General features: G+C 73.6%; 23 protein-coding genes and 1 tRNA gene. 11 read left to right on the top strand and 13 right to left on the bottom strand.

The genetic code is table 11. The annotated features are described in order from the left end of the window. Positions 1-70: 70 nt before the first annotated feature. Both JOD46_RS08765 and JOD46_RS08760 read right to left on the bottom strand, forming a co-directional pair. The gene (locus tag JOD46_RS08765) at positions 71-898 is read right to left on the bottom strand and encodes an ABC transporter permease (RefSeq protein ID WP_204393439.1); all 828 of its coding nucleotides are present in this window, start codon (positions 896-898) and stop codon (positions 71-73) included. Beyond that, the gene (locus tag JOD46_RS08760; protein ID WP_239562662.1) at positions 895-1,818 is read right to left on the bottom strand and encodes an ATP-binding cassette domain-containing protein; all 924 of its coding nucleotides are present in this window, start codon (positions 1,816-1,818) and stop codon (positions 895-897) included. Before JOD46_RS08760 ends, JOD46_RS08765 begins: the two co-directional genes overlap by 4 nt. Positions 1,819-1,928: 110 nt before the next feature. Here JOD46_RS08760 and JOD46_RS08755 point away from each other — a divergent pair, with 110 nt between their 5' ends. Next, positions 1,929-2,861, top strand: coding sequence for a TetR/AcrR family transcriptional regulator (locus JOD46_RS08755; protein WP_204393435.1), 933 nt, complete (start codon positions 1,929-1,931; stop codon positions 2,859-2,861). 21 nt (positions 2,862-2,882) lie between these two features. Here JOD46_RS08755 and prmC read toward each other — a convergent pair whose 3' ends face one another. Next, complete coding sequence (gene prmC, locus JOD46_RS08750) at positions 2,883-3,767, bottom strand: peptide chain release factor N(5)-glutamine methyltransferase (protein WP_204393433.1); 885 nt, start codon at positions 3,765-3,767, stop codon at positions 2,883-2,885. 86 nt (positions 3,768-3,853) lie between these two features. Here prmC and cysK point away from each other — a divergent pair, with 86 nt between their 5' ends. Both cysK and epsC read left to right on the top strand, forming a co-directional pair. Next, on the top strand, positions 3,854-4,789 hold the full coding sequence (gene cysK, locus JOD46_RS08745) for a cysteine synthase A (protein WP_204393431.1): 936 nt from the start codon (positions 3,854-3,856) through the stop codon (positions 4,787-4,789). A 31-nt stretch (positions 4,790-4,820) separates the two neighbouring features. Further along, positions 4,821-5,414 (top strand): serine O-acetyltransferase EpsC, encoded by a 594-nt coding sequence (epsC, locus tag JOD46_RS08740; protein WP_204393429.1) that lies wholly within the window; start codon positions 4,821-4,823, stop codon positions 5,412-5,414. Positions 5,415-5,454: 40 nt separating this feature from the next. On the opposite strand, the gene JOD46_RS08735 is transcribed toward epsC, so the two are convergent. From JOD46_RS08735 to JOD46_RS08695, 9 genes are all read right to left on the bottom strand, one after another. Further along, entirely contained in the window at positions 5,455-5,949 is a 495-nt protein-coding gene (locus JOD46_RS08735; protein ID WP_307834973.1) for a GNAT family N-acetyltransferase, read from the bottom strand. Next, positions 5,946-7,022: a peptide chain release factor 1 gene (gene prfA, locus JOD46_RS08730; RefSeq protein WP_204393427.1), complete on the bottom strand. Its 1,077-nt coding sequence runs from the start codon at positions 7,020-7,022 to the stop codon at positions 5,946-5,948. Before prfA ends, JOD46_RS08735 begins: the two co-directional genes overlap by 4 nt. A gap of 3 nt (positions 7,023-7,025) precedes the next feature. Continuing rightward, positions 7,026-9,182: a transcription termination factor Rho gene (gene rho, locus JOD46_RS08725; protein ID WP_239563535.1), complete on the bottom strand. Its 2,157-nt coding sequence runs from the start codon at positions 9,180-9,182 to the stop codon at positions 7,026-7,028. A 308-nt stretch (positions 9,183-9,490) separates the two neighbouring features. Then, positions 9,491-10,453 (bottom strand): homoserine kinase, encoded by a 963-nt coding sequence (thrB, locus tag JOD46_RS08720; protein ID WP_204393426.1) that lies wholly within the window; start codon positions 10,451-10,453, stop codon positions 9,491-9,493. Then, the gene (thrC, locus tag JOD46_RS08715) at positions 10,450-11,547 is read right to left on the bottom strand and encodes a threonine synthase (protein WP_204393424.1); all 1,098 of its coding nucleotides are present in this window, start codon (positions 11,545-11,547) and stop codon (positions 10,450-10,452) included. Before thrC ends, thrB begins: the two co-directional genes overlap by 4 nt. Beyond that, positions 11,544-12,854 carry a homoserine dehydrogenase gene (locus JOD46_RS08710; protein ID WP_204393422.1) on the bottom strand — a complete coding sequence of 437 codons (1,311 nt, stop codon included), beginning with the start codon at positions 12,852-12,854 and terminating at the stop codon, positions 11,544-11,546. Before JOD46_RS08710 ends, thrC begins: the two co-directional genes overlap by 4 nt. Continuing rightward, positions 12,851-14,266, bottom strand: a complete 1,416-nt coding sequence (gene lysA, locus JOD46_RS08705) for a diaminopimelate decarboxylase (protein WP_204393420.1) — start codon at positions 14,264-14,266, stop codon at positions 12,851-12,853. Before lysA ends, JOD46_RS08710 begins: the two co-directional genes overlap by 4 nt. Positions 14,267-14,434: 168 nt before the next feature. Then, positions 14,435-15,241, bottom strand: a complete 807-nt coding sequence (locus JOD46_RS08700; RefSeq protein ID WP_204393418.1) for an LmeA family phospholipid-binding protein — start codon at positions 15,239-15,241, stop codon at positions 14,435-14,437. Between the two features lie 11 nt (positions 15,242-15,252). Continuing rightward, the gene (locus JOD46_RS08695) at positions 15,253-16,926 is read right to left on the bottom strand and encodes an arginine--tRNA ligase (protein WP_204393416.1); all 1,674 of its coding nucleotides are present in this window, start codon (positions 16,924-16,926) and stop codon (positions 15,253-15,255) included. 39 nt (positions 16,927-16,965) lie between these two features. On the opposite strand from JOD46_RS08695, the gene JOD46_RS08690 reads away from it, so the two are divergent. The 8 genes from JOD46_RS08690 to JOD46_RS08655 all read left to right on the top strand — a co-directional run bounded on the left by JOD46_RS08690 (position 16,966) and on the right by JOD46_RS08655 (position 24,192). Continuing rightward, complete coding sequence (locus JOD46_RS08690; RefSeq protein WP_204393414.1) at positions 16,966-17,589, top strand: iron ABC transporter ATP-binding protein; 624 nt, start codon at positions 16,966-16,968, stop codon at positions 17,587-17,589. 56 nt (positions 17,590-17,645) lie between these two features. After that, positions 17,646-17,718, top strand: a tRNA-Arg gene (locus tag JOD46_RS08685). Positions 17,719-17,905: 187 nt separating this feature from the next. Next, positions 17,906-19,879, top strand: a complete 1,974-nt coding sequence (locus tag JOD46_RS08680; protein ID WP_307834971.1) for a TPM domain-containing protein — start codon at positions 17,906-17,908, stop codon at positions 19,877-19,879. Between the two features lie 52 nt (positions 19,880-19,931). Next, on the top strand, positions 19,932-20,678 hold the full coding sequence (locus JOD46_RS08675; protein ID WP_204393410.1) for a PspA/IM30 family protein: 747 nt from the start codon (positions 19,932-19,934) through the stop codon (positions 20,676-20,678). A gap of 78 nt (positions 20,679-20,756) precedes the next feature. After that, complete coding sequence (locus tag JOD46_RS19005; protein WP_372432312.1) at positions 20,757-21,371, top strand: J domain-containing protein; 615 nt, start codon at positions 20,757-20,759, stop codon at positions 21,369-21,371. Between the two features lie 47 nt (positions 21,372-21,418). Beyond that, a complete protein-coding gene (locus tag JOD46_RS08665) occupies positions 21,419-22,261 on the top strand; it encodes an arginase family protein (RefSeq protein WP_204393408.1) in 843 nt (280 codons plus the stop codon). A gap of 54 nt (positions 22,262-22,315) precedes the next feature. Then, positions 22,316-23,779: a dihydrolipoyl dehydrogenase family protein gene (locus JOD46_RS08660; protein ID WP_204393406.1), complete on the top strand. Its 1,464-nt coding sequence runs from the start codon at positions 22,316-22,318 to the stop codon at positions 23,777-23,779. 5 nt (positions 23,780-23,784) lie between these two features. After that, positions 23,785-24,192: a Fe-S oxidoreductase gene (locus JOD46_RS08655; protein ID WP_204396435.1), complete on the top strand. Its 408-nt coding sequence runs from the start codon at positions 23,785-23,787 to the stop codon at positions 24,190-24,192. A gap of 24 nt (positions 24,193-24,216) precedes the next feature. Here JOD46_RS08655 and JOD46_RS08650 read toward each other — a convergent pair whose 3' ends face one another. Continuing rightward, positions 24,217-25,257 carry an iron-siderophore ABC transporter substrate-binding protein gene (locus JOD46_RS08650; RefSeq protein ID WP_204393404.1) on the bottom strand — a complete coding sequence of 347 codons (1,041 nt, stop codon included), beginning with the start codon at positions 25,255-25,257 and terminating at the stop codon, positions 24,217-24,219. Positions 25,258-25,270 lie beyond the last annotated feature (13 nt).

The raw sequence follows: 25,270 nt of genomic DNA, 5'->3' as shown, positions 1-25,270 counted from the left end.
CGGGGCTGGGCATGACGGATGCCGCGGGGTGCGGCGACCCCGCGGCATCCGCTCGTCGTGGCCGCCCGCGTCAGCGACGGCCCGCCTTGCGACGGAACAGCCACGTCCCCCACGCGGCCGCGACGGCGATCACGAGCACGCACCATCCGATCGCCAACCAGCCGGAATCGCCCATGGGCGTGCCCATGAGGAGGCTCCGGATGGCCTCGATGATCGGCGTGATCGGCTGGTGCTCGGCGAACCACGAGAGCCAGTCGGGCAGCGTCTCCACCGGCACGAACGCGCTCGAGAGGTACGGCAGGAAGAGCAGGATGAAGCCGTACGCGTTCGCCGCCTCGGGGCTCGACGCCGCGAGCCCGATCGCGGCGAAGAGCGCGGTGATCGCGAGGATGTAGAGCGCGATCAGCGCGCCTGCCGCAACCCACTCGATCGCGTCGGCCGTCGGCCGGAACCCGACGAGGAGGGCCACGCCGACGACGACGCCGGTCGCGAAGAGGTTCCGCAGGACGCTCGCCGCGACGTGGCCCGTGAGCACCGCGCTCGCGCGCATCGGCATGGTCCGGAACCGGTCGATGATGCCCGTGGTCATGTCGCGGGCGACGTAGAGCGCCGTCGAGCTCGCGCCGAAGCCCGCGCAGAGCAGGATGATGCCGGGCACGACGTAGTCGACGTAGCCGCCGGACGGGTCGAGCGCGCCGCCGAACACGAACGTGAACAGCAGCATGAGCATCGTGGGCAGGATGACCGCCATCGTGAGCGCCTCGGCGTCGCGGAGCGCATGCGTGATGCTCCGCCGGACGAGGACCGCCTCGGCGGTCAGCCCGGCGGGGCGCGAGCGCAGGGCGACGAGCGCCGCCGGGTCCCGGTCGGATGCGGTGGTGGTGGTGGTCGCGGTCATGGCCGCTCCTTCGATGCGATGAGCTCGGCCCCGCGCGCGGGTGCCGCGGGACGAGCGGTGATGGCGAGGAAGACGTCGTCGAGGCTCGGACGCCGGACGGCGACGCGGGCGCCGGCGACGGCGGATGCCGCGAGCCGGTCGAGCTCGTCCACGGCCGCGCGCAGGCCGTGCACGGTGCCGTCGGTCGGCAGCTCGGCGAGCACGTCGTCCTCCGGGCCGAGGAGCTCGACGACGTCGCCGCCGACGCGCGCCTTCAGCTCGGACGCGGTGCCCTCCGCGGCGACCCGACCACGGTCGAGGACCGCGATGCGGTCGGCGAGCCGGTCGGCCTCTTCGAGGTACTGGGTCGTGAGGAACACCGTCGCGCCCGCATCGGCGACCTCCCGGATGATCCGCCAGAGCTCCTGCCGGCTGCGGGTGTCGAGTCCGGTGGTCGGCTCGTCGAGGAAGATCACGCGCGTCGGCACGACGAGGCTGAGCGCCAGGTCGAGCCGGCGGCGCATGCCCCCCGAGTAGGCGCCGACGCGTCGGCCGGCGGCATCCGCGAGGTCGAATCGCTCGAGCAGCTCGTCGGCGCGCGCGGCGGCGGCGCGGCCACCCAGGCCGGAGAGCCGCCCGAGCATGACGAGGTTCTCCCGGCCCGTAAGCACCTCGTCGACCGCGGCCGACTGGCCCGTGAGGCTGATCCGGGCGCGGACGCCGTCGGGGTCGTGGAGCGGGTCGACGCCCGCGACCGAGGCGGTGCCGGCGTCGGGTCGGACGAGCGTGGTGAGGATGTTGATCGTGGTCGTCTTGCCGGCGCCGTTCGGCCCGAGGAGGGCGAACACGCTGCCGGTCTCGACGGCGAGGTCGAGGCCGTCGAGGACCTCGACCTCGCGGAATCGCTTGGCGATCCCGCGCGCGTCGATCGCGAGGGTCATGGTCGTGCCTTTCATTCTGCGTATGGTCTAAACTGTGTATGCCGTCGACAGCGGTTTAAGTAATACACAGTTCTAGACTGGGCGCAAGCATTTCCGCCGATTGGAGCCGGATGACCGCCGAGACCCCCGTCGAACCCGAGCTGCCGCGAGGCGTCGCCCTGGCCTGGGGTGTCGCCGCCAGCCCCCAGCGCGGACCCAAGCGCGAGATGAGCATCGAGCGCATCGTCGACGCCGCCGTCGAGATCGCCGACGCGGAGGGTCTCGCGGCGGTCTCCATGAGCCGGGTCGCGCAGTCGCTCGGCTACACGACCATGTCGCTGTACCGGTACGTCACCGCGAAGGACGACCTGCTCGTGCTCATGCAGGAACAGGGCATCGGACTGCCCCCCGAACCCGACCCCGCCCTCGACCCCTCCGACTGGCGGGGCCGGCTCCGCGCGATCGGCCATGCCCAGCTCGAGGTGCACCGACGACACCCCTGGCTGCTCGACATCCCCATCCAGGGCACGCCCGTCACGCCCAACAACCTCGCCTGGATGGACGCGATGCTCGAGGCGCTCTCGAGCACGCCCCTCGACCAGGGCGAGCGCGTCGCCGTGATCCTCCTCGTGACCGGCCAGCTCCAGTGGCAGAGCACCATCGAGCGCTCGTACGAGGTCGCGGCCCACGCGGCGGGCATCGAGACCCAGGCGATCGACGACGGCCGGTCCGCGATGCTCGCCGCGTTCGTCACCGCCGAGGAGTTCCCGGCCCTCCGCCGCGCGGTCGACGCCGGGGTGTTCGCCGACGGCGACGACCCGTTCGCCTTCGGGCTCGAGCGCGTCTTCGACGGTGTCGCGGTGCACATGGCCGAGCGCGCCGCGGGCGCCCCCGCCGACGCATCCGCCACCCCGCGCGAAGCCCCCGAGGTCACCGCCGACAAGCGCGTGCGCGAGGCGCGCAAGGCCGTGCGCGAGGCCGAGAAGCGCTTGCGCGACGCCCGCAAGGTCGAGCGCCAGGCGCGGCGCGAGGCGGTCGAGCGGCACCGGCGCGACGACCGCTGAGCATCGAGCGGATGCCGCGGGCTAGCGTCGCGCGGTCGTCACCCGATCCCGCCCCGTGAGGTCGCGGTGGTGGGCGACCGCGTGCCATCCGTCGGCCGCGAGCAGCGACGCGATGTCGGCCGACTGCGATTCGCCGTGCTCGATCATGAGCGCACCGCCGGGATGCAGCAGCGCGAGCGCGCGTCGGGAGAGCACGCGGACCACGTCGAGGCCGTCCTCGCCGCCGTACAGCGCGTGCTCGGGATCGTAGAGGCGCACCTCGGGGTCGCGCGGGATGGCGCCGGCCGGGATGTACGGCGGGTTCGACGCGACGACCGCGGCGCGGCCGTCGAGTTCGGGCAGCGCGTCGGCCAGGTCGCCGAACACCAGCTCGAGGTTCGGCGCACCGACCTCCTCGACGTTCCGACGGGTCCACGGGAACGCCTCGGGCGAGTTCTCGACCGCCCAGACGCGGGCGTGCGGCACCTCGGTCGCCATGGCCAGCGCGATCGCCCCGCTGCCCGAGCCCAGGTCGAGCGCGACGGGCTCGGGCTCGGCCGCCGCACGCAGCGCGTCGATCGCGAGCTGGGCGAGCAGTTCGGTCTCAGGGCGCGGCACGAACACGCCCGGACCCACGGCGAGGTCGAGCGAGCAGAAGGCCGCGCGACCCGTGAGGTGCTGCAGCGGCTCGCGCCGGGCGCGGCGCGCGACGAGCGCGTCGAGCTCCGCGACCTGCGCCGCCGGAACGTCGGCGCCGACCACCAGCTTCGCGTGCACGCCGCCCCGCGAGAGGCCCAGCACATGACCGACGAGCAGGTCGGCGTCGACCTCGGCATCGGGAACGCCCGCCGCCGACAGGGTTCGGACGACGTCGTCGCGGACCTCGCGGATGGGGCGCGACGAGGCGTCGGCGGGCGGTGCATTCACGCAAAGGAATGTAACGCACTCCCCCGCGGTTCCCAGCCTCCGTAAGCTGGTTCGCGGCACGACGCCGCGTCACGAGAGGGAGCACCATGGCTCAGGTCTACGAGAACATCACCGAGGTCTTCGGGCGCACTCCGCTCGTCAAGCTCAACAAGGTGACCGACGGCGCGGCGGCCACGGTCTACGCCAAGCTCGAGTTCTACAACCCGTCGGCCAGCGTCAAGGACCGCCTCGGCATCGGCATCGTCGACGCCGCCGAGGCCGACGGCTCGCTGAAGCCCGGCGGCACCATCGTCGAGGGCACGAGCGGCAACACCGGCATCGCGCTCGCGATGATCGGCGCGGCCCGCGGCTACCGGGTCGTCATCGCGATGCCCGAGACCATGTCGAAGGAGCGCCGCGCCCTGCTGCGCGCCTACGGCGCCGAGCTCGTGCTCACGCCCGGCTCCGAGGGCATGAAGGGCGCGGTCGCGCGCGCCGAGCAGATCGCGTCCGAGACGCCCGGCGCCGTGCTCGCCCGCCAGTTCGAGAACCAGGCCAACGTCGAGATCCACCGCCGGACCACCGCCGAGGAGGTGTGGAACGACACCGACGGCGGCGTCGACATCTTCGTCTCCGGCATCGGCACGGGCGGCACGCTCTCCGGAGTCGGCCAGGTCCTCAAGGAGCGCAAGCCCGGGGTCCAGGTCGTCGGCGTCGAGCCGCTCGAGTCCCCGATCCTCAACGGCGGCCAGCCCGGCCCGCACAAGATCCAGGGCATCGGCGCGAACTTCGTGCCCGCCATCCTCGACCGGGAGGTCTACGACGAGATCATCGACGTCAACATCGAGCAGGCCGTCGCCACCGCGCGCCGCCTGGGCGTCGAGGAGGGCATCCTCGGCGGCATCTCGTCGGGCGCGACCGTGTACGCCGCGACGCAGCTCGCGCAGCGCCCCGAGAACGCCGGCAAGACCATCGTCGTGATCGCCGCGAGCTACGGCGAGCGGTACCTCTCGACCGTGCTGTACGAGGACCTGCTCGACTGAGCCCGCCCGTCGCATCTGCTTGACTGGACGGGTGGGATTCATCGGCACGCTGAGGGAAGACATCGCGACGGCGCGCTCCCACGACCCCGCCGCGCGCAGCCGCATCGAGGTGGTCCTCGCCTACTCGGGGCTGCACGCCATCTGGGCCTACCGCCTCGCGCATCGCATGTGGCAGGTGCCCCTGCTGCGGCTGCCCGCACGGCTCGTCTCGCAGCTCACGCGCTTCCTCACCGGCATCGAGATCCATCCCGGCGCGACCATCGGGCGCCGGTTCTTCATCGACCACGGCATGGGCGTCGTGATCGGCGAGACGGCGGTCGTCGGCGACGACGTGATGCTGTACCACGGCGTCACGCTGGGCGGGAAGGCGCCGCGAGGCGCGCCGAGGGGGGCGAAGCGCCATCCGACGCTCGGCGACGGCGTGACCGTCGGAGCGGGTGCCAAGGTGCTCGGCGACATCGAGATCGGCGCCGGGAGCGCGATCGGAGCGAACGCCGTGGTCACGCGCGGCGCGCCGCCGAACTCGCTGCTCGTCGGCGTGCCCGCCGTCGCGAAGCCGCTCTCGCCCGCCACGGCCGCCGCGGCGCGCGGCGAGCACGACTGGCACGGCGACTGGCACATCTGACCGCGCGGCCGTCGGCCCGGCAACCGGGCGCATCAGACGATCAGAGCGCGAGGAACATGACGTGCAGACCCACGCGGCCGTGCCGCTTCGACCGGAACGCGCCCGGCACCGTGCCCACGACCTCGAATCCGAGCGATCGCCACAGCCGGACCGCCGGATCGTTCGACGCCACGACCGCGTTGAACTGGATCCCCTCGAAGCCGGCGCGGCGGTGCCAGTCGACGACCCACTGGCCGAGCACGCGCCCGACGCCGGCGCCGCGTGCGTCGGAGGCGACCATGAACGACGCCGTGCCGATGTGGTCGCCCCGACCGGGCCGGTTCGGCCCCATCTTCGCGGTCCCGACGATCCGTCCGCCGCGCTCGGCGACCACCGTCAGGCCGGGAGGGGACTCCACCCAGAGCTCGCGCGCCCCCGCCGAGTCGAGCTCGAGCGGGTAGGCATACGTCTCGCCCTCGCGAACCACCTCGTCGACGATCGCGAAGACCGCCGGCCAGTCCTCATCCCGGATGGGCCGGACGACGGTCTCGCTCACTGGTCGCCGAGATCGGCGAGCCGCGCCTCCTCGTCGGCGGTGACGGCCGACTCGATGATCGGGTCGAGCGCGCCGTTCATGACCTGGTCGAGGTTGTACGCCTTGTAGCCGGTCCGGTGGTCCGCGATCCGGTTCTCGGGGAAGTTGTACGTGCGGATGCGCTCGGAGCGGTCCATCGTGCGGATCTGCGACTTGCGCGCGTCGGACGCGGCCGCCGCGAGCTCCTCCTGCTGGCGTGCGAGGAGCCGGGCGCGCAGCACGCGCATGGCCGCCTCGCGGTTCTGCAGCTGCGACTTCTCGTTCTGCATCGCCACGACGATGCCGGTCGGCACGTGCGTGATGCGCACGGCCGAGTCGGTCGTGTTGACGGACTGTCCGCCGGGGCCCGAGGAGCGGTACACGTCGATCTTGAGGTCGTTCTGGTTGATCTCGACCTCCTCCGGCTCGTCGACCTCCGGGAAGACGAGCACGCCCGTCGTGGAGGTGTGGATCCGGCCCTGCGTCTCGGTGACCGGCACGCGCTGCACGCGGTGCACACCGCCCTCGTACTTCAGGTGCGCCCAGACGCCCTGCGACGGGTCGGTCGCGTTCGACTTGATCGCGACCTGCACGTTCTTGTACCCGCCGAGGTCGGACTCGTCGGACTCGAGCAGCTCGGTCTTCCAGCCCTTCGACTGCGCGTACTGGATGTACATGCGCAGCAGGTCGGCCGCGAACAGGGCGCTCTCGGCGCCGCCCTCGCCGCCCTTGATCTCCATGATCACGTCACGGCCGTCGTCGGGATCGCGCGGGATCAGGAGGCGCCGCAGCTTCTCCTGCGCTTCCGCGAGCTGCGCCTCGAGGGCGGGCACCTCCTCGGCGAACGCTTCGTCCTCCTTCGCGAGCTCACGCGCCGCGTCGAGGTCGTCCTGCGCCTGCCGCCAGGCCGTGTCGGCCGCGACGATCCGGCTGAGCTCCGCGTAGCGACGGTTCACGCGCTTCGCGCGCGCGGCGTCGGCGTGCAGCGCCGGGTCGGCCAGCTCCTCCTGGAGCGCCGCGTGCTCGGCGATGAGTGCCTGGACGGACTCGAACATCGATCAGCGGTGGTGGTCGGCGTCGTGACCGTGCCCGTTGCCGTTGCCGCCGACCGGTGAGGCCTTCTGCATCAGCAGCAGGAACTCAGTGTTCGACTGCGTCTCGCGGAGGCGCCCGAGCACGGCCTCGAGGGCCTGCTGCGGCTCGAGCCCCGCGAGCGCGCGACGGAGCTTCCAGGTGATCTTGACCTCGTCGGGCGAGAGCAGCATCTCCTCGCGACGCGTCGACGACGCGTTGACGTCGACCGCCGGGAAGATCCGCTTGTCGGCGAGCTGGCGCGACAGGCGCAGCTCGGAGTTGCCGGTGCCCTTGAACTCCTCGAAGATCACCTCGTCCATCTTCGACCCGGTCTCGACGAGCGCCGTGGCGAGGATCGTGAGCGACCCGCCGTTCTCGATGTTGCGCGCGGCGCCGAAGAAGCGCTTCGGCGGGTAGAGCGCCGACGCGTCGACACCGCCCGAGAGCACGCGACCGGATGCCGGTGCGGCGAGGTTGTAGGCGCGACCGAGGCGCGTGATCGAGTCGAGGAGCACGACCACGTCGTGGCCGAGCTCGACGAGGCGCTTCGCGCGCTCGATCGCGAGTTCGGCGACCGTGGTGTGGTCCTCGGCCGGACGGTCGAAGGTCGAGGCGATGACCTCGCCCTTCACGGTCCGCTGCATGTCGGTGACCTCTTCGGGGCGCTCGTCGACGAGCACGACCATGAGGTGGACCTCGGGGTTGTTGATGGCGATCGCGTTCGCGATCTGCTGGAGCACGATGGTCTTGCCGGCCTTGGGCGGCGAGACGATCAGGCCGCGCTGGCCCTTGCCGATCGGCGCGATGAGGTCGATGATGCGCTGGGTGAGCTTGGTGGGCTCGGTCTCCATGCGCAGGCGCTCCTGCGGGTAGAGCGGCGTGAGCTTGCCGAACTCGATGCGCGCGGCGGCCTCCTCGGCGGTCTGGCCGTTGACCGAGTCGATCTTGACCAGCGCGTTGTACTTCTGGCGGCTGTTGCCCTCGCCCTCGCGCGGCTGCTTGATCGCGCCGACGACCGCATCGCCCTTGCGCAGGTGGTACTTCTTCACCTGGCCGAGCGAGACGTAGACGTCGCTCGGGCCGGGGAGGTAGCCCGTGGTGCGCACGAAGGCGTAGTTGTCGAGCACGTCGAGGATGCCCGCGATCGGGATCAGGACGTCGTCGTCGAGGATCTCGGGCTCGATCTCGTCGGTCGCGCCCTGGCCGCGGCGCTTGCGGTCGCGGTAGCGGTTGCGACGGCCGCCCTCGCCCTCGGCCTGCGGCTGCTCGCCGCGGCCCTGCTCGCCCCGGCCCTGCTCGCCCCGACCCTGCTCGCCGCGAGCCTGCTGGCCGCGGCCGCCCTGCTCCTGGCGGCCCTTGTCGGGCTCGCCCTGGCCCTGGCGGTCGGCCTCGGCCGGCTCCTCGGTGCGTCGTCCGCCCTGGCGCTCGCCGCCCTGCTCGGCCTTCTGGGCCTCGCCACGCTCACCGCGGTCTCCGCCGCGACGGCCGCGGTTGCGGCTGCGTCCCTGGCGCGGCTCGGTCGCGGGCTGCTCGGCGGCGGCGCCCTCCGCCTCCGCCTCGGTCGCGGTCTCCGCCTCGGCTCGCTGGCCCGGACGGGCCTCGCCCGTGGCGGCGGCGAGTTCCTCGCGCACCGCGGCACGAGCGGCTTCGCGGGCCGCGTCGGCGGTCTCGCCGGACGCGGCCGGCGCGAGCTCGATGCCCGTGAGGCCCGCGTTGGCGTGCTGCGCCGCGGTGGTGGCGCTCGTCGCGCGACGCGGCTGGCGTCCGCGACGGAGCGGCTCGCGCTGCGTCGTGGCCGGGGCGTCGGTGCCCGCCACGGCGTCGGCGGATGCCTCGGGCTGCGCGCCCGCGGCGGGCTCGACCGGCGCGGCGACCGGCTCCTCCACGGCGGTCTCCGCCTCGGCGGTCTCCGCCTCGGCGGGCGCCTCGGTCGCGGCGGGCGCCTCGGCGGCGGGCGCTGCGGGCTCCTCGATCACGAGGGCCTCGGCGGGCGCAGCGGCGTCGACGACCTCGTCGAGCTCGAGCGTGGCGGAGCCGTCGGCGTGGGTGGAGATCAGCTCCACGAGTTCTCCTTTTCGACGCTTCGATGCGCCGGCGATGCCGAGCGAGGCGGCGAGCTCCTGGAGCTCGGCGACCTTCATCGCGGTCAGGCGGGCGCGGCTGGCCACGCCCTCGGCGTGGTCGGTTGCGTTGGTCACTGGGTTCAGTCCTTTCCCCTCGCCAGGCATGGGGTTGGCCGAGGAGAGCTGGGTCGCGCACGTTGAGGTGCTGCGCACGGGGCGCAGACCTGCGCGGTGGGCGAAAGCATGAAATGCCGGGAATCGCACGATGCGGCTGGGGCGCGAACGCTGCACCGGCCGGGTGCGCGACCAGTCTAGCACTCGGGCGAGGGCCCTCCCGCCACGCGCCACGCCGCGCTGGCGGCGGGGAGCGGGATGACGGCCCGGCCTCAGCCCGCGTTGACGGGCTGGACGGTGGCGCCGAGGAAGTCGACCGCGAGCGGCAGCGCCTGCCAGGCGGTGTCGGCGGACTCCTCGACCAGACGGATGGCGTCGGCCCGCTCGCTCGGATCGCTCGCGAGCACGAGGATCGACGGACCGGCGCCGGACACGACGGCTGGGTGCCCGGCCGCGCGGAGCACGCGGATCAGGCGGTCGGTCTCGGGCATCGCCTCGGCGCGGTAGTTCTGGTGCAGCTTGTCCTCCGTCGCGGCGAGCAGCAGCTCGGGGCTCTGGATGAGCGCGGCGACCAGCAGTGCCGAGCGCGAGACGTTGAACACGGCGTCGGCGTGCGGCACCGAGCTGGGCTGCAGGCTCCGCGCGAGCGCCGTCGACATCTCGTGCTCGGGCACGAGGACGAGCGGCGACACCCCGCGGTGGACCATGAGCTTCTTGTGGCGCGGCCCCTCGGGCGTGACCCATGCGATCGTGAGGCCGCCGAAGAGGGCCGGCGCGACGTTGTCGGGATGCCCCTCGAGCTCGGTGGCGAGCTCGAGCAGCTCGTCGGGCGAGATCTCGATCTCGGGCTCGAGCAGCCCCTTCGCCGCCATGACGCCGGCGACGATGGCCGCGCCCGACGAGCCGAGCCCGCGGCCGTGCGGGATCGCGTTGTGCGCGACGAGCCGCAGCGGCGGCCGCTCGAGGCCGTGGTGCGCGAACGCGTGCGCGATGGCGCGCACCACGAGGTGGGACTCGTCGAGCGGCACCTCGCCCTCGCCGACGCCGTGCACCTCGATCTCGAGGCCCTCGGGGATGACCTCGACGTCGAGCTCGTCGTACTTGGCGAGCGCGAGGCCGAGCGTGTCGAAGCCGGGGCCGAGGTTGGCCGACGTCGCGGGCACCTTCACGTGCACGCGGCGTCCGGTGAGCGAGGGCGCCGACGCCGTGGCCGCCTCGGCGGCCGCCGCGCTCATGAGCCGAGCCCCAGCACCTCGGCGACGTGCGCCACGTCGGCGGGGACGACCGTCGGCTGCACCTCGGAGCCGTCGGGCAGGCGGAGCGCCCACTGCGGGTCCTTGAGCCCGTGGCCGGTGACCGTGAGCACCACGCGCGCGCCCTTGGGCACCTGGCCGGCGGCCGAGCGCTCCAGCAGGCCCGCGACGCTGATCGCCGAAGCGGGCTCGACGAAGATGCCGACCTCGGCCGAGAGGATGCGCTGGGCCTCGAGGATCTTGTCGTCCTCGATGGCGCCGAAGTACCCGTCGGTCAGGTCGCGCGCCTCGAGCGCGAGGTGCCACGACGCCGGGTTGCCGATCCGGATGGCGCTCGCGATGGTCTCGGGGTGCCGGACGACCTCGCCGCGCACGAGCGGCGCCGAGCCGGCGGCCTGGAAGCCGAACATCCGCGGCAGGCGCGTGGCGTTGCCCGCGGCGATGTCCTCGCGGTAGCCGCGCGTGTAGGCGGTGTAGTTGCCGGCGTTGCCGACCGGGATGAAGTGGAAGTCGGGTGCGTCGCCGAGGACCTCGACGACTTCGAACGCCGCGGTCTTCTGGCCCTCGATGCGGTCGTTGTTGACCGAGTTGACCAGGTGCACGGGGTAGTTCTCGGCGAGGTCGCGCGCGATGTCGAGGCAGTCGTCGAAGTTGCCCTGGATCTGGATGAGGCGGGCGTCGTGCGCGATGGCCTGGCTGAGCTTGCCCATGGCGATCTTGCCCTCGGGCACGAGCACGGCGGCCGTGATGCCCGCGTGCGTGGCGTACGCCGCCGCCGACGCGGACGTGTTGCCCGTGGAGGCGCAGATGACGACCTCGGCGCCGCGCTCGACCGCCTTGGTGACGGCCATGGTCATGCCGCGGTCCTTGAACGAGCCCGTGGGGTTCATGCCCTCGAACTTCACCCACACGTCGGCGCCGGTGCGCCGCGAGAGTGCGGGTGCGGGAAGCAGCGGCGTGCCGCCTTCGCCGAGGGTCACGACGGGCGTGGCATCCGTCACGTCGAGCCGGTCGGCGTACTCGCGGATGACGCCGCGCCACTGCCGGGACGGCGCCTTCGTTGCCTGCTGGTTCACTCTGCTCCTTCGACTCGGATGACTGATGCGACGGAGGTCACGACGGGGCTGTCGGCGAGTGCGCGCACCGTCTCGGCGAGCGCGGACTCACGCGCCTCGTGGGTGCCGATCACCAGCGTAGCCCGCCCCGTCTCGTCGTTGATGGTCTGCTCGAGCTCGCCGACGCTGACCCCGTGGTCGGCGAAGACGTGCGCGATGGTCGCGAGGACGCCGGGTTCGTCGGCGGCCTCGATCGTGATGGCGTAGCGCGTCGTGATCCGTCCGATGTCGAGCACCGGGAGCTCGGCGTGCGTGGACTCGGCGGTGCCGGGACCGCCGAGCACGTGCCGGCGTGCGATCGCGACGAGGTCGCCGAGCACGGCCGAGGCGGTCTGCACGCCGCCCGCGCCCGCGCCGTAGAACATGAGCGGGCCGGCCGCGGCCGCCTCGACGAACACCGCGTTGTTGGCGCCGTGCACGGCGGCGAGCGGGTGGCTGCGGTGCACCATCGCCGGGTAGACCCGCGCGGAGACGCCCTCCTCCCCCGTCTCGGGGTCGGTCAGGCGCTCGCAGATGGCGAGCAGCTTCACGACGTAGCCCGCGCGCTTGGCCGACTCGACCTGCGCCGCGGTGACGCCGGTGATGCCCTCGCGGTGCACGGCCTCGACGGGCACGCTCGTGTGGAACGCGAGGCTCGCGAGGATCGCGGCCTTCTGCGCGGCGTCGTAGCCGCCGATGTCGGCCGTCGGGTCGGCCTCGGCGTAGCCGAGCTCGGTCGCGGTCGCGAGCGCGTCCTCGAGCGAGGCGCCGGTGGTGTCCATGCGGTCGAGGATGAAGTTCGTGGTGCCGTTGACGATGCCGAGGATCCGCTCGATGCGGTCGCCGGCGAGGCTGTCGCGGAGGGGTCGGATGATCGGGATGGCGCCGCCGACGGCCGCCTCGTAGGAGAGCTGCGCGCCGACCTGCTGCGCCGCCGCGAAGAGCTCGGGGCCGTGCGTGGCCAGGAGCGCCTTGTTGCCCGTCACGACGTCGGCGCCGGAGGCGATGGCCTTCAGCACGAGGGTGCGAGCGGGCTCGAGGCCGCCCATGAGCTCGATCACGATGTCGGCGCCCAGGATGAGCGACTCGGCATCGGTCGTGAGCAGTTCGCGCGGCAGGTCGACGTCGCGTCGCGCGTCGAGGTCGCGCACCGCGATGCCGGCCAGCTCGAGGCGGGCGCCGATGCGGTTGGCGAGCTCGTCGCCGTGCTCGAGCAGGAGCCGGGCGACCTGCGAGCCGACGGAGCCGGCCCCGAGCAGGGCGACCCGGATGGAGCGGTATTCGATCATGCGGTGGCTCCCCGTGCGTCATCGTCGTGGTCGTCGAGCGAGGCGTCGCGGGCGAGGAGGTCCTCCTCGGTCTCGCCGCGCACGATCACGCACGCGACGCCGTCGGACACGGCCACGACCGGCGGTCGGGGCACGTGGTTGTAGTTCGAGGCGAGCGACCAGCAGTACGCACCGGTCGCGGCGACCGCGAGGAGGTCGCCGGGGGCGACGTCGTGCGGGAGCCAGCCGTGGTCGACGACGATGTCGCCCGACTCGCAGTGCTTGCCGACGACGCGCACGAGGGCGGGCGGCGCCTCGGAGACGCGCGAGGCGAGGCGCACGGTGTACTGCGCGCCGTACAGCGCGGTGCGGATGTTGTCGCTCATGCCGCCGTCGACCGAGACGTAGTGGCGCCATCCGTCGTCGGTCGGCACGGCCTTGACGGTGCCGACGGTGTAAAGCGTGATGCCAGCCGGCCCGATGATCGATCGCCCGGGTTCGAACGCGAGCCTCGGCACGGGCACGCCCTGGCGGCGGCACGCGTCGGCAACGGCGGTCGCGATGCCGTCGGCGATGACCTCGATGGGCCGGGGGTCGTCGGCCTCGGTGTAGGCGATGCCGAACCCGCCGCCGAGGTTCAGCTCGGGCACGGGTGCGGATGCCGCGAGCTCGGCGTGCACGGCGAGCAGCCGCTCGGCCGACTCCGCGAACCCGGCCGCGTCGAAGATCTGCGAGCCGATGTGGCAGTGCAGGCCCACGAAGTCGAGCGACGGGCGCGAGCGGATGTCGCGCACTACGCGGACCGCGTCGGCCAGCGGCACGCCGAACTTCTGGTCCTCGTGCGCGGTGGCCAGGAAGTCGTGGGTCGACGCGTGCACGCCGGAGTTCACGCGCAGTCGCACGCGCTGGACGCGGCGGGCGCGGGCGGCGGCCTCGGCCACGCGCCCGACCTCGATCTCGCTGTCGAGGATGATCGTCCCGACGCCGGCGTCGACCGCGCGGTCGATCTCGCGGACCGACTTGTTGTTGCCGTGGAAGCCGATGCGAGCGGGATCGGCGCCCGCGGCGAGCGCGACGGCGAGCTCGCCGCCGGTCGCCACGTCGATGGAGAGGCCCTCGGCGCTCATCCATCGCACGATCGCGCCGGAGAGGAACGCCTTGCCGGCGTAGTAGACGGTCGCCGTGGTACCGATCGAGGCCGCGGCGGACTCGAACGCCGATCGGACTCGGACCGCGCGGGCGCGGGCGACGCGCTCGTCGACGACGTAGAGCGGCGTTCCGAAGCGGGCGGCGAGCGCGGCGGCGTCGAGCCCGCCGACCACGAGCCGACCGGCCGCGTCGCGGTGCGCACCTTCGGGCCACACGTGCGGCGCGAGCGCGTTCGCGTCGTCGGGCGCGCCCGGACGCACGGGGACGGGTGCGCTGGATGACACGGGAACCTCACGGGACGATGGAACGACGGATCACTCGGACGGCGAGCGAACCCGGATCGGTTCCTGAAGCCTCGGTGCGGGCCGCCCTTGTGGGGCGGTACCCGGCGAGTCTACCGAGCGCGACCGCGCGGGCCGAATCGACGGACGCGCCGATGACGCGCGGATGACTCAGTCGCAGGTGCCCGTGGTGGCGAGCGTCTCCTCGGCGAGGGGCACGTCGGTCGCCTCGAGCCGGACGGTCGCGCCGTCGGTCGTGACGTCGAGCCCGGACACCTCGACGCCCTCGGGCAGCCGGTCGGCGACGCAGATGGGCAGCGGGTCGCCGCCGAGCAGCCGGTCGACCAGCCCGGAGGCGTCGATGCTGCCGCCGCCGGCGCGGATGTCGGCGCCGACCGGGGTGAGCAGCACGCGGTCGCCGGCCGCCTCGGGCTCGGCGGTGATCGTGAAGCCGATCGGGATGCCGAGGAACTCGACCTCGTCGCTGTACGCGACCGTGCCGTCGCCCAGCTCGAGCCCGCCGGGCACGCCCTGCGACTCGGCGATGGCGTCGATCGCGGCCTCGTCGACGCTCGCCACGACCTCGGCGCGGGCGACGTCGCCGCCCTGGGCGCGCGGCACGCCGTGCGCGGTCACGGTCACGTCGACCGGGACGCCGTGCACGTCGAGCTCGGGCGCGGTGGCCACGATCTCGTCCATGCTGCCCCTGAGCACCTGCCACAGCGCGGAGACGCCGTGGATCTGGACGTCGACCTGACCCTCGACCCCCTCGGGCAGGCCCTGCTCGATCGAGGCGGCGATGTTGCGCTCGGCGATGCTGCGGCCCACCGTCTCGGTCAGGAGGACCAGCCCGGCGAGCACCACGAGGACCATGCCGACGACGATGAGCGTTCGCGTGCCGCCCGACGTGCGGCGACGCGGGCCAGCGGGCTCGGCGAGCGGCTCGATGCGGACGGTCTCGGCGTCGGATGCGGCCATGGGTGGGAAGGTTACATGCGCTCGGGCGCCGACACGCCGAGCAGGTGCAGGCCGTTGCGGATCACCTGGCCGGTCGCGTCGTTCAGCCAGAGGCGCGTGCGGTGCAGGTCGCCCACGGGCTCGTCGCCGAGCGGCAGCACCCGGCAGTTGTCGTACCAGCGGTGGTACAGCCCGGCGAGCTCCTCGATGTAGCGCGCGACGCGGTGCGGTTCGCGCAGCTCGGCGGACTGGCCGACGATGCGCGGGAACTCCTGGAGCGCTCCGAGCAGCGCCGACTCGGTCTCGTGCTCGAGCAGCTCGGGCGCGAAGGACGAGCGGTCGACGCCCGAGGCGTGGGCGTTGCGCGCGACGGCGGCGGTGCGCGCGTGCGCGTACTGCACGTAGAAGACCGGGTTGTCGTTCGTGCGTCGGCGCAGGATCTCGGGGTCGATGGTCAGCGGCGAGTCGGCCGGGTACCGCGCGAGGGTGTACCGCAGCGCGTCCGTGCCGAGCCAGGCCTGCAGGTCGTCGAGCTCGATGATGTTGCCGGCGCGCTTGGACAGCTTCGCGCCGTTGATGCTCACGAGCTGGCCGATGAGCACCTCGACATCCTTCTCGGGGTCGTCCCCCGCGGCGCCCGCGAGGGCCTTGAGGCGGTGGACGTAGCCGTGGTGGTCGGCGCCGAGGAGGTAGATCTTGTGCTCGAAGCCGCGGTCGCCCTTGTCGAGGTAGTACGCGGCATCGGCCGCGAAGTAGGTGTAGACGCCGTTGCCACGACGGATCACGCGGTCCTTGTCGTCGCCGAAGTCGGTCGTGCGCACCCACACCGCGTCGTCCTGGTCGTACACGTGGCCCTGCGCGCGCAGCCGCTCGACGGCCGCGTCGATCGCGGACACGCCGTCGTCGTCCTTCGCGTGCAGCGTGCGCTCGCTCGTCCACACGTCGAAGTGCACGTTGAAGCGCTCGAGCGACTCGCGGATCTCGCCGAGCTGCAGCTCGTACGCGATCTCGCGCGCGGTGTGCAGCGCGACCTCGTCGTCGAGCTCGAGCAGGTGCGGCTCGCGCTCGAGCACGCGAGCGGCGAGGTCGGCGATGTACTGCCCTGGGTAGCCGTTCTCGGGCGTCGGCTCGCCCTTCGCCGCCGCGAGCACGGACGCACCGAAGTTGTCCATCTGGTTGCCGGCGTCGTTGATGTAGTACTCGTTGGCGACCTTCGCGCCCGCCGCGCGCAGCACGCGGCCGATCGAGTCGCCGAGCGCGGCCCACCGCGTGTGGCCGATGTGCAGCGGGCCCGTCGGGTTCGCCGAGACGAACTCCAGGTTGATCACGCGGCCCGCGAGGGTGTCGCCGCTCCCGTACGCCTCGCCGAGGTCGACGATCGTCTTCGCGAGCGCGCCGGCGGCCGCGGCATCCAGGCGGATGTTGATGAAGCCGGGGCCCGCCACCTCGGCGCTCGCGACGCCGTCGACCTCCGCGAGGCCGGCGGCGAGCTCCGTTGCGAGCGCGCGCGGGTTGGTCCCGAGCGGCTTGGCGATGCGCATCGCGATGCTCGAGGCCCAATCGCCGTGCTCGCGCAGCTTCGGCCGTTCGAGCGTGATCGCCTCGGGCGCCAGCTCGAACTCGACCTCCTCGCCCGTCTCGCGGCGTCGGGCGACCAGGTCGATGACGAGGTCGTACAGGGCACGCGAGAGATCGGCGGGAGTCACTCGAAGATCCTATCCGGCGCCGTTGGTAGGGTGTGCGGCATGCCGCGCCCGAACTCCCCCGCCCTCCGCCCCTGCGCGGTCGCGCTCACCGCGGTCGCCGCCGCGCTGCTGCTCGCCGCGTGCGCGCCGAATGCGACGCCGGTTCCGACGGATGGCGCCTCCGCGCCCTCCGGCACGGCCGGGCCCGACGCGTCCGCCTCGGCGGTCCCGACGCCCGAGCCGACGGAGGAGCCGATCCCGTTCGACGTGGCGTGCGATGCCGTCCTGACGCCCGACCAGGCGTACGCGTTCAATCCGAACTTCGGCGCCGCGCCGGGTTACGAGCCGTCGGGCGAGCTGGTCCTCGAGGTCGCCGATGCCCAGGGCACCGCGTGCGGGTGGTCCAACCAGACGAGCGGCGACCTGCTCGAGGTCGCCGTGGCGACCCTGCCGCCGAAGGCCTTCGCCCTGCAGGTCGGGCACGCGGCGATGGACAGCAACGCGGTGCCGACCTACGGCACGCCGCCCGAGGTCGAGGGCTTCTTCCTCCTCGCGGGCGGCGTCGGCCAGGCGCAGGTCTTCACGGGCGACTACTGGGTCGTCGTCGAGTCCCCCGCGCTCGTCGAACCGGGCGACGCGCAGGCCGTCATCGCCTCGGTGCTCGAGAACCTGCCCGCGCGCTGACGCCCTCGCGGGCGTGATCGGGCGGCGCGCTCAGGTGGTAGTGTTGCTGGCTGTGCGCCTCCGTAGCTCAGGGGATAGAGCGCCGGTTTCCGGTACCGTAGGTCGGGGGTTCGAATCCCTCCGGGGGCACGTCGTGAAGAGCCGGGTCCACTCAGCCAGCTGAGGGCCCGGCTCGTTCCGTCTCCGGCGCCGACACCGCGACTGGATGCACGCTGTGAAAGCGTGGACGGGCTCTCCGGCGCCCCCATAGACTCCAGACATCCGGTCCGAGGGGGAGGCGACGGGGCAGATGCGGTCGGTACGCAGGGGTTCGATCGTGACGGCCGTGGCGCTCGGGCTCGCGCTCGTCGCGCTGCCGCAGGTCGCGCACGCCGAGGATCCCGTGTCGTTCGGCGCGAGCCCGGTGGTCGACACCGTCGGCGCGCTCAGCGACGGCGAGGTCGCCGACGTCGAGGCCGCGATCCGGGCCACCGCCGACGACACGGGCCGTCAGCTCTTCGTGGCGTACGTCGACGAGTTCACGAACCCGGCCGACGCAGCGTCGTGGGCGACCGACACCGCCAACGCGAACAACATGGGCAGCGAGGACTACCTGCTCGCCGTCGCCATCGACGGCCGCGCGTACTACCTCTCCGCCGCGGAGGATGCCTCGCTCTCCGCGGCCGACGTCGACCGGATCGCGCTGCAGGTGGTCGAGCCGAAGCTGCGCGACGGCGACTGGGCCGGCGCGGCCATCGCGGCCGCCGACGCGCTCGGCGGCGGCGCGGGGGCCGGTGGCGGCGGGTTCGGCTGGATCTGGTTCGTGCTCATCGGCATCGCCGCGATCGTGGTCGCGGCGGTGCTGCTCGCGCGTCGTCGCCGGAAGGCCGTGACCGGGACCCCCGGGGCGCCGGCCGGACCCCCGCCCGTGCCCGTCGAGGAGCTGCGCCGCCGGGTCGGCACCGCGCTCGTGGAGGCCGATGACGCGTTGAGGACCAGCGACGAGGAGCTCGGCTTCGCCGTCGCGGCGTACGGCGAGGAGGCGACGGCGGACTTCCGCGCCGCGCTCGAGACGGCGAAGGCGAAGGTCCGCGAGGCCTTCAGCGTGCAGCAGCGGCTCGACGACCACGAGCCCGACACGGAGGCCCAGCAACGCGAATGGTACGAGCGCATCCTCGCGCTGACCGGCGAGGCCGACCGGCTCCTCGACGAACAGGCCGACCGCTTCGACCAGTTGCGCGCGCTCGAGCAGAACGCGCCCGAGGCCCTCGCGCGCGCCGAGCAGCTCGCGCAGGACGCCGAGGCCGCGGTCGCGCCGGCCGCGCAGCGCCTCCAGACGCTGGGCACGCAGTACGGCGCGGGCGCCCTCGCGGCCGTCGCCGACAACCCGGAACAGGCCCGCACGCGGATCGCGTTCGCACGCGATGCCGTCGAGCAGGCACGCGCTGCGCTCGGCCGCGGCGAGACGAGCGCGGCGGCCGTGGAGATCCGGGCGGCCGAGGAGGCCGCCGACCAGGCGAAGCTGCTCGCGACCGCGATCGACCGGCTCGCCGCCGACCTCGCCGCGGGCGACCGGGCGATCGCCGCAGGCGTCGACGACCTCGACACCGATGTGCGCACGGCACGCGGCCTGCAGGATGCGAACCTCGCCGCGCTCGCGGATCGCGTCGAGGCGGAGGCGACCGCCATCCGCGCCGAACTCGCCCGGCCGGGGCGGTCGCCGCTCGAGCTCAAGGCCCGCCTCGACCGCGTCAACGCCGAGATCGACCAGGCGGTGCAGGGCGCGCGGAACGCGCAGATCGCCGCCCAGCGCGCGCGCGCCGAGCTCGATCGCACGTTGCTGTCGGCACGCGCGCAGGTGCAGGCCGCGGAGGACTACCTGGTCGCGCGCCGCGGCGCGGTCGGCTCGGAGGCGCGCACGCGGCTCGCCGAGGCCGGCCGGCTGCTCGTCGAGGCGCAGTCGCTCGCCCCCGCCGACCCGGCGCGGGCCCTCGCCTCGGCGCAGCGCGCCGAGCAGCTCGCCGGGCAGGCCATGAGCCTCGCCCAGCAGGACGTCGGCGGGTTCGGCGCCGGATACGGCGGGTTCGGCGGCCCGCAGCCCCGATCCGGCGGGGGCGGCGGCGACATCATGGGCGCCGTCCTCGGCGGCATCCTCATCAACTCGGTCCTCGGTGGGGGCGGCGGAGGCGGGGGCGGCATGTTCGGCGGCGGTGGCGGCCGGCGTGGCGGCGGCTTCGGCGGCGGCTTCTCGCCGGGCAGCTTCGGAGGCTCGGGCACGCGCGGCCGGCGCGGGAGCGGGGGCCGCTTCTGAACCGGACCATCGCATCGGACGAGCATCGACCATCACACGAAGGAGAAACAGGATGACCAAGCAGTCCATCTTCGGCCGCATCTCGCAGCTGCTGCGGGCCAACGTCAACGCGCTCATCGACCAGGCGGAGGACCCGCAGGTCATGCTCGACCAGATGGTGCGCGACTTCACGAACTCGATCTCCGACGCCGAAGCCGCGATCGCCGAGACGATCGGCAACCTGCGCCTGCTCGAGGACGACCACCGCGAGGACGTGGAGGCCGCGCGCGAGTGGGGCGACAAGGCGCTCGCCGCGAGCCGCAAGGCCGACGAGCTCCGCACCGCGGGCGACACGGCCGGCGCCGACAAGTTCGACAACCTCGCGAAGGTCGCCTTGAGCCGCCAGATCTCGTCCGAGAACGAGGCGAAGGCGGCCGAGCCGCAGATCGCCGCGCAGACCGAGGTCGTGGCCAAGCTCAAGGACGGCCTGAACGGCATGAAGCAGAAGCTCGTCGACCTGCAGAACAAGCGCAGCGAGCTGATCGCGCGCGCGAAGACCGCCGAGGCGCAGCAGCAGGTGCACGCGGCCGTCAAGTCGATCGACGTGCTCGACCCGACGAGCGAGATCGGGCGGTTCGAGGACAAGATCCGCCGCGAGGAGGCCAAGGCCCGCGGTCAGGCGGAGATCGCCGCGTCGAGCCTCGACGCGCAGTTCAACGAGCTCGACGACCTCGGCGAGCTGACCGAGGTCGAGGCGCGGCTCGCCGCGCTGAAGGCCGGCGGATCCTCGCCCGCCCAGGGCCAGATCTCCGGTTCCTGATGCGACGGGGCGGATGCGGCGGGGCCGAGCGCCGCGGCATCCGCACCGTTCGACGGCTCGGCATGGGAAGGAGTCGTCGTGGCGCGCCCGCCGCACATGTCCCCTGACGAGGCCGCCGCTGTGCTCGGGGTCGCGCGCGACGCCGAGCTCGCCGACATCGATCGCGCCTACCGGCGACTCGCCCGCGAGCTGCATCCCGACCGGTACGTGGGCCGACCCGTCGAGGAGTCGACGGCGGCTGCGGCACGGTTCATCCAGGTGGCGCACGCGCGCGAGGTGCTCGTCGCGTTCGCGAACCGTCCGGCCCCGGCATCCGGGCGCGTCGTGGTCGAGCGGCCGGCCGCGGATGGCGCGGCGCCCCGCCCCACGCCCGTGCCGCGGTTCAGCTGGTGGGTGTTCGGGGCGTGGGCCCTCCTGCTCCTCGCGGGCGCGGCGCTCTCGACCGCGACCGGCCCGATCCTGACGCCGCTCGACCTCTGGCTTCGACTGGCCCTGCTCGTCAGCTTCGCCCTCGCGACCTCGCTCACGCGACGGTCGTGGGTGTGGCGGACCACGCTCGTGCTGCTCGTGCTGAGCGGCGCCGCCGTGATCGCCTCGACCACGGTCGCGGGCCTGCTCGGGCTCGGCTTCATGGCCGTCGCGAGCGTCGGGCTGGCCGTCCAGGCCGGGCTCGTGCGCTTCCCCGACCAGTAGCGCCCGTGCGGTCGCGCGGCGCGGCCCCGGGGAACATACTGGGAGTCATGCCGGCCACCTTCCTCGTCGTTCCCGAGTGGCAGGGCTCCGTCTCGGCGCGCGCCATGAGCCACGCCGACGGGGCCCTCGCGATCCACGGCGACCTGCCCTCGTCCGCGACCGTGCTCGTCGAGGTGCCCGTGGAGGCGGGCGACGCGCTCGGCACCGGGGTGCACCGGTACAGCGCGGTGCGGCGCGTGCGAGAACGCACGGCGGAGGTGCTGGCCTCGGCGAACGGCACGCCCATCGTGATCGGCGGCGACTGCGGCGTCGCGCTCGCTCCCGTCGCGGCGGCATCGGCAGCGCACCCGGGCGACCTCGCGGTCCTCTGGCTCGATGCGCATCCCGACCTCAACACGCCCGAGAGCAGCCCTTCGGGCGCCTTCAACGGCATGGTGCTGCGCGCGATCGCGGGTGACGGCGCCGAGGGCCTCGCGCTCGACGGCGACGGCCGGGTGCCCGCGTCCCGTATCGTGCTGGCGGGCGTGCGCGAGGTCGACGACGGCGAGCAGGCGTTCATCGACGCCGAGCGGATGCGGGTGCTCGGCGTCGACGAGCTCGCCGACCCCGGCCCGGCGCTCGACGCGATCCGCGCCACGGGCGCGAGTCGCGTCTACGTGCACGTCGACCTCGACGTACTGGATCCGTCCGCGATCTCGGGATTGTCCTACCCGTTGCCGTTCGGCGCGCAGCCCGACGCGGTGGGCGCGCTGGTGCGCGCGGTGGTCGCCGAGTTCCCCCTCGCCGGCGCCTCGATCGCGGGCTTCGCGCCGTCCTCGGCGGATGCCGCGATCGACGACCTGCCGACGATCCTCCGGCTGGTCGGCGCGCTCACGTCCGGGACCGCGTGAGGCGCTCGTAGGCTGGCGGTGGCCGGGCTGCGCCCGCGCCGGGAAGGAGCCGGGATGGTGCGGGAGGTCGACGTCGTGGTGCTGGGCGCCGGACCGGTCGGCGAGAACGTCGCCGACCGCGCGCGGGCCGCGGGCCTCGAGGTCGTGGTCGTCGAGCACGAGCTCGTCGGCGGCGAGTGCTCGTACTGGGCCTGCGTGCCGTCGAAGACGCTGCTGCGCAGCGGCTCGGCGCTGCGGGCGGCGCAGCGGGTGCCGGGTGCGGCTGAGGCCGCGACCGGCGAGCTCGACGTGGCCGCGACGCTCGCCCGGCGCAACGCGATGGTGTCCGACTGGAGCGATCGGAACGGGCAGGATTGGCTCGCGAGCGTCGGCATCGACCTGGTGCGCGGGCACGGGCGCCTCGACGGCGAGCGACGCGTGGTCGTGTCGCCGGCGGGCGGCGGCGCCGAGGAGGTGCTCGTGGCGCGCCACGCGGTCGCCGTGTGCACGGGTTCGGACCCCGTCGTCCCCGACCTCCCCGGCCTCGCGGCGGCGTCGCCGTGGACGAGTCGCGACGCGACGAGCGCGCAGGCCGTGCCGGCCCGGCTCGCGGTGATCGGCGGCGGCGTCGTGGCCGCCGAGATGGCCGCCGCGTACGCGGGGTTCGGCGCCGAGGTCACGGTGCTCGCGCGCGGCACGATGCTGCGCGGCATGGAGGACTTCGCGGGCGAGGCGGTCGTGGCGGGGCTCCGGGCGCTCGGCGCGACCGTGCGACTCGGAGCGACCCTGGTCCGCGTCGAGCGTGCGGGTGACGGCGCGGGTGAGGTGTCGATCGAGCTCGACGACGGCACGACGGTGACGGCCGACGAGGTGCTCGTCGCGACCGGCCGCCGCGCGCGCACCACGGGCATCGGCGTCGAGACGGTGGGCCTCGAGCCCGGAGCCTCGATCGAGGTCGACGACACGCTCGTCGCGACGGTCGTCGCGCCGGCCGAGGGCGACGCGCCGCCGTGGCTGTACGCGGTCGGCGATGTGACCGGACGGGCGACGTTCACGCACCAGGGCAAGTACCAGGCGCGCGCCGCCGGCGACGTGATCGGGGCCCGCGCGCTCGGGCGACCCGTCGACGACGGGCGGTACGGCGTGCATGTCGCGACCGCGGATCGCACGGCGGTGCCGAGCATCGTGTTCGGCGACCCCGAGGTCGGCGCCGTCGGGCTCACCGCGGCCGCGGCCGAGGCGGCGGGGATCGCGGTCCGCGTGGCCGACGCCCCGTTCTCGAGCGTGACCGGTGCGTGGATCCTCGCGGACGGCGTCGAGGGCCGCGCGCGCCTGGTGATCGACGATGAGCGCGACGTGCTCGTCGGTGCGACCTTCGTCGGCCAGGGCGTCGCCGAGCTCGTGCACCAGGCGACCGTCGCGATCGTCGGCGAGGTGCCCGTGCGGCGGCTCTGGCACGCGGTGCCGGCATTCCCGACCCTCAGCGAGATCTGGCTGCGCCTGCTCGAGGCCGACGGCCGCCCGGAGGCCCGCGCGTGAGCCGGATGGTGCGCATCCGGCTCACCGACTCCCCCATCAGCCGCGCGGGCTACTGGTGGGCGACCGCGGTGGGATTCGCGTGGGGCTTCCTGTGGAGCCGCGGGCGGATCGAGCGGCGTCGCGGCCTCATCGTGTTCCGCGGCATGCCGGCGTGGACGTTCGGCCGCGGCGGGTCGTGCGTCGGCGGCTGCTACCTCACCGACCGCAACGCGTCCGACCGCGTGCTCGGCCACGAGGCCGTCCACCGGGAGCAGTGGCGGCGCTACGGCATGCTCTTCCCGTTCCTGTACTGGATGTCGGGATTCGACCCGTTGCAGAACCGGTTCGAGATCGAGGCCGGGCTCGAGGCGGGCGGATACGTGCGGCGGCCCGGGCGCGCTGCGCGCCCGGGCCGCGACGCGGCATCCGCCTGACGACGTCGAGCCGTCGGGCCGCCGTCACTGCTCGACGACGCCCGCGATCGCGTCGACGAGGGCGGGGAGCCCGCCCCGCCAGTCGAAGCTGAGCGCGGTGGGGGGCGAGACCGACGAGACGGTCACGGGGTCGGAGACCTGGGCGACCCGGCCCGCGGCGACCGCGGGGATCGCCTGCAGCTCGGGCTTCGCGAGGAAGGCGGCCGCCTCCTCCGTCGTGCTGTGGTAGCTGACGATGACGTCGGCGTCGAGCCGGTCCAGCTGCTCGTAGCTGAGCTCGTAGTAGAAGCCGCCGTCGCTCGTGTCGAGCTCGGAGACGCTCGGCGCGACCTCGAGCCCGAGCTCGGTGAGGACCTCGATGCGCGAGTCGGCCGGGGTGTAGACGAAGACGAAGCCGTCGCCGTCCCACACGCCGGCGAAGGTCGTCCCCGCGAAGTCGGGGTGCGCCGCGGCCTGCTCGGCGAGCCCGGCGGAGATCCGCTGCAGCACGGCCTCGCCCTCGCCGGCACGGCCGAGCGCCTCGGCGGTGATCTCGATGGTCTCGTCCCACGGCGTGGTCCACGGCGCCGCGGGGTAGGCGACGACGGGCGCGATCTCGGAGAGCGTGTCGTACTGCTCCTCGGTGAGGCCCGAGTAGGGCGCGAGGATCAGGTCGGGTTCGGCCTGGATGAACTCCTCGTAGGGCACGGTCGCGCCGCCCTCCGGGTCGCTGATGAGCGCGGGCAGGTCCTCGCCGGCCTCCTCGTAGGCGGCCTCGACCCACGGCAGGTAGTTGCCCTCGCCGACCGTCCAGGCCTGCTCGGCAATGGCGACCGGGTAGACGCCGACCGCGACGGCGGCCTCGGTGGAGCCCCAGCCCCAGGTCGCGACGCGCTCGGGCGCCTGCTCGATGACGGTCTCGCCGAAGGCGTGCTCGATCGTGACCGGGAATCCCCCAGCCGAACCGGACGCAAGGGCGTCCGCGGCGGGGTCGGCGGCGGGGGTCGCGCAGGCGGCCAGCGCGATCGCGGTGACGGCGGCGCCGGCGAGGGCGGTAAGGGCGGTGAGGGGACGTCGAAGACGCACGGAGGACTCCTCG

Origin of the sequence: Agromyces aurantiacus (assembly GCF_016907355.1) — a bacterium.
Lineage (GTDB): Bacteria > Actinomycetota > Actinomycetes > Actinomycetales > Microbacteriaceae > Agromyces > Agromyces aurantiacus.
This window is presented reverse-complemented; position numbering and strand designations above follow the sequence as displayed.

What these genes read in the sequence shown, in the direction of transcription:
- JOD46_RS08760 (WP_239562662.1), bottom strand. Translation starts at nt 1,818, where the DNA reads ATGACCCTCGCGATCGACGCGCGCGGGATCGCCAAGCGATTCCGCGAG.
- JOD46_RS08710 (WP_204393422.1), bottom strand. Translation starts at nt 12,854, where the DNA reads ATGATCGAATACCGCTCCATCCGGGTCGCCCTGCTCGGGGCCGGCTCC.
- JOD46_RS08690 (WP_204393414.1), top strand. Translation starts at nt 16,966, where the DNA reads ATGCCGCGCCCGAACTCCCCCGCCCTCCGCCCCTGCGCGGTCGCGCTC.
- JOD46_RS08655 (WP_204396435.1), top strand. Translation starts at nt 23,785, where the DNA reads ATGGTGCGCATCCGGCTCACCGACTCCCCCATCAGCCGCGCGGGCTAC.
- thrB (WP_204393426.1), bottom strand. Translation starts at nt 10,453, where the DNA reads ATGAGCGCGGCGGCCGCCGAGGCGGCCACGGCGTCGGCGCCCTCGCTC.
- rho (WP_239563535.1), bottom strand. Translation starts at nt 9,182, where the DNA reads ATGAAGGTCGCCGAGCTCCAGGAGCTCGCCGCCTCGCTCGGCATCGCC.
- cysK (WP_204393431.1), top strand. Translation starts at nt 3,854, where the DNA reads ATGGCTCAGGTCTACGAGAACATCACCGAGGTCTTCGGGCGCACTCCG.
- JOD46_RS08700 (WP_204393418.1), bottom strand. Translation starts at nt 15,241, where the DNA reads ATGGCCGCATCCGACGCCGAGACCGTCCGCATCGAGCCGCTCGCCGAG.
- JOD46_RS08660 (WP_204393406.1), top strand. Translation starts at nt 22,316, where the DNA reads ATGGTGCGGGAGGTCGACGTCGTGGTGCTGGGCGCCGGACCGGTCGGC.
- JOD46_RS08675 (WP_204393410.1), top strand. Translation starts at nt 19,932, where the DNA reads ATGACCAAGCAGTCCATCTTCGGCCGCATCTCGCAGCTGCTGCGGGCC.
- JOD46_RS08765 (WP_204393439.1), bottom strand. Translation starts at nt 898, where the DNA reads ATGACCGCGACCACCACCACCACCGCATCCGACCGGGACCCGGCGGCG.
- prfA (WP_204393427.1), bottom strand. Translation starts at nt 7,022, where the DNA reads ATGTTCGAGTCCGTCCAGGCACTCATCGCCGAGCACGCGGCGCTCCAG.
- JOD46_RS08665 (WP_204393408.1), top strand. Translation starts at nt 21,419, where the DNA reads ATGCCGGCCACCTTCCTCGTCGTTCCCGAGTGGCAGGGCTCCGTCTCG.
- JOD46_RS08755 (WP_204393435.1), top strand. Translation starts at nt 1,929, where the DNA reads ATGACCGCCGAGACCCCCGTCGAACCCGAGCTGCCGCGAGGCGTCGCC.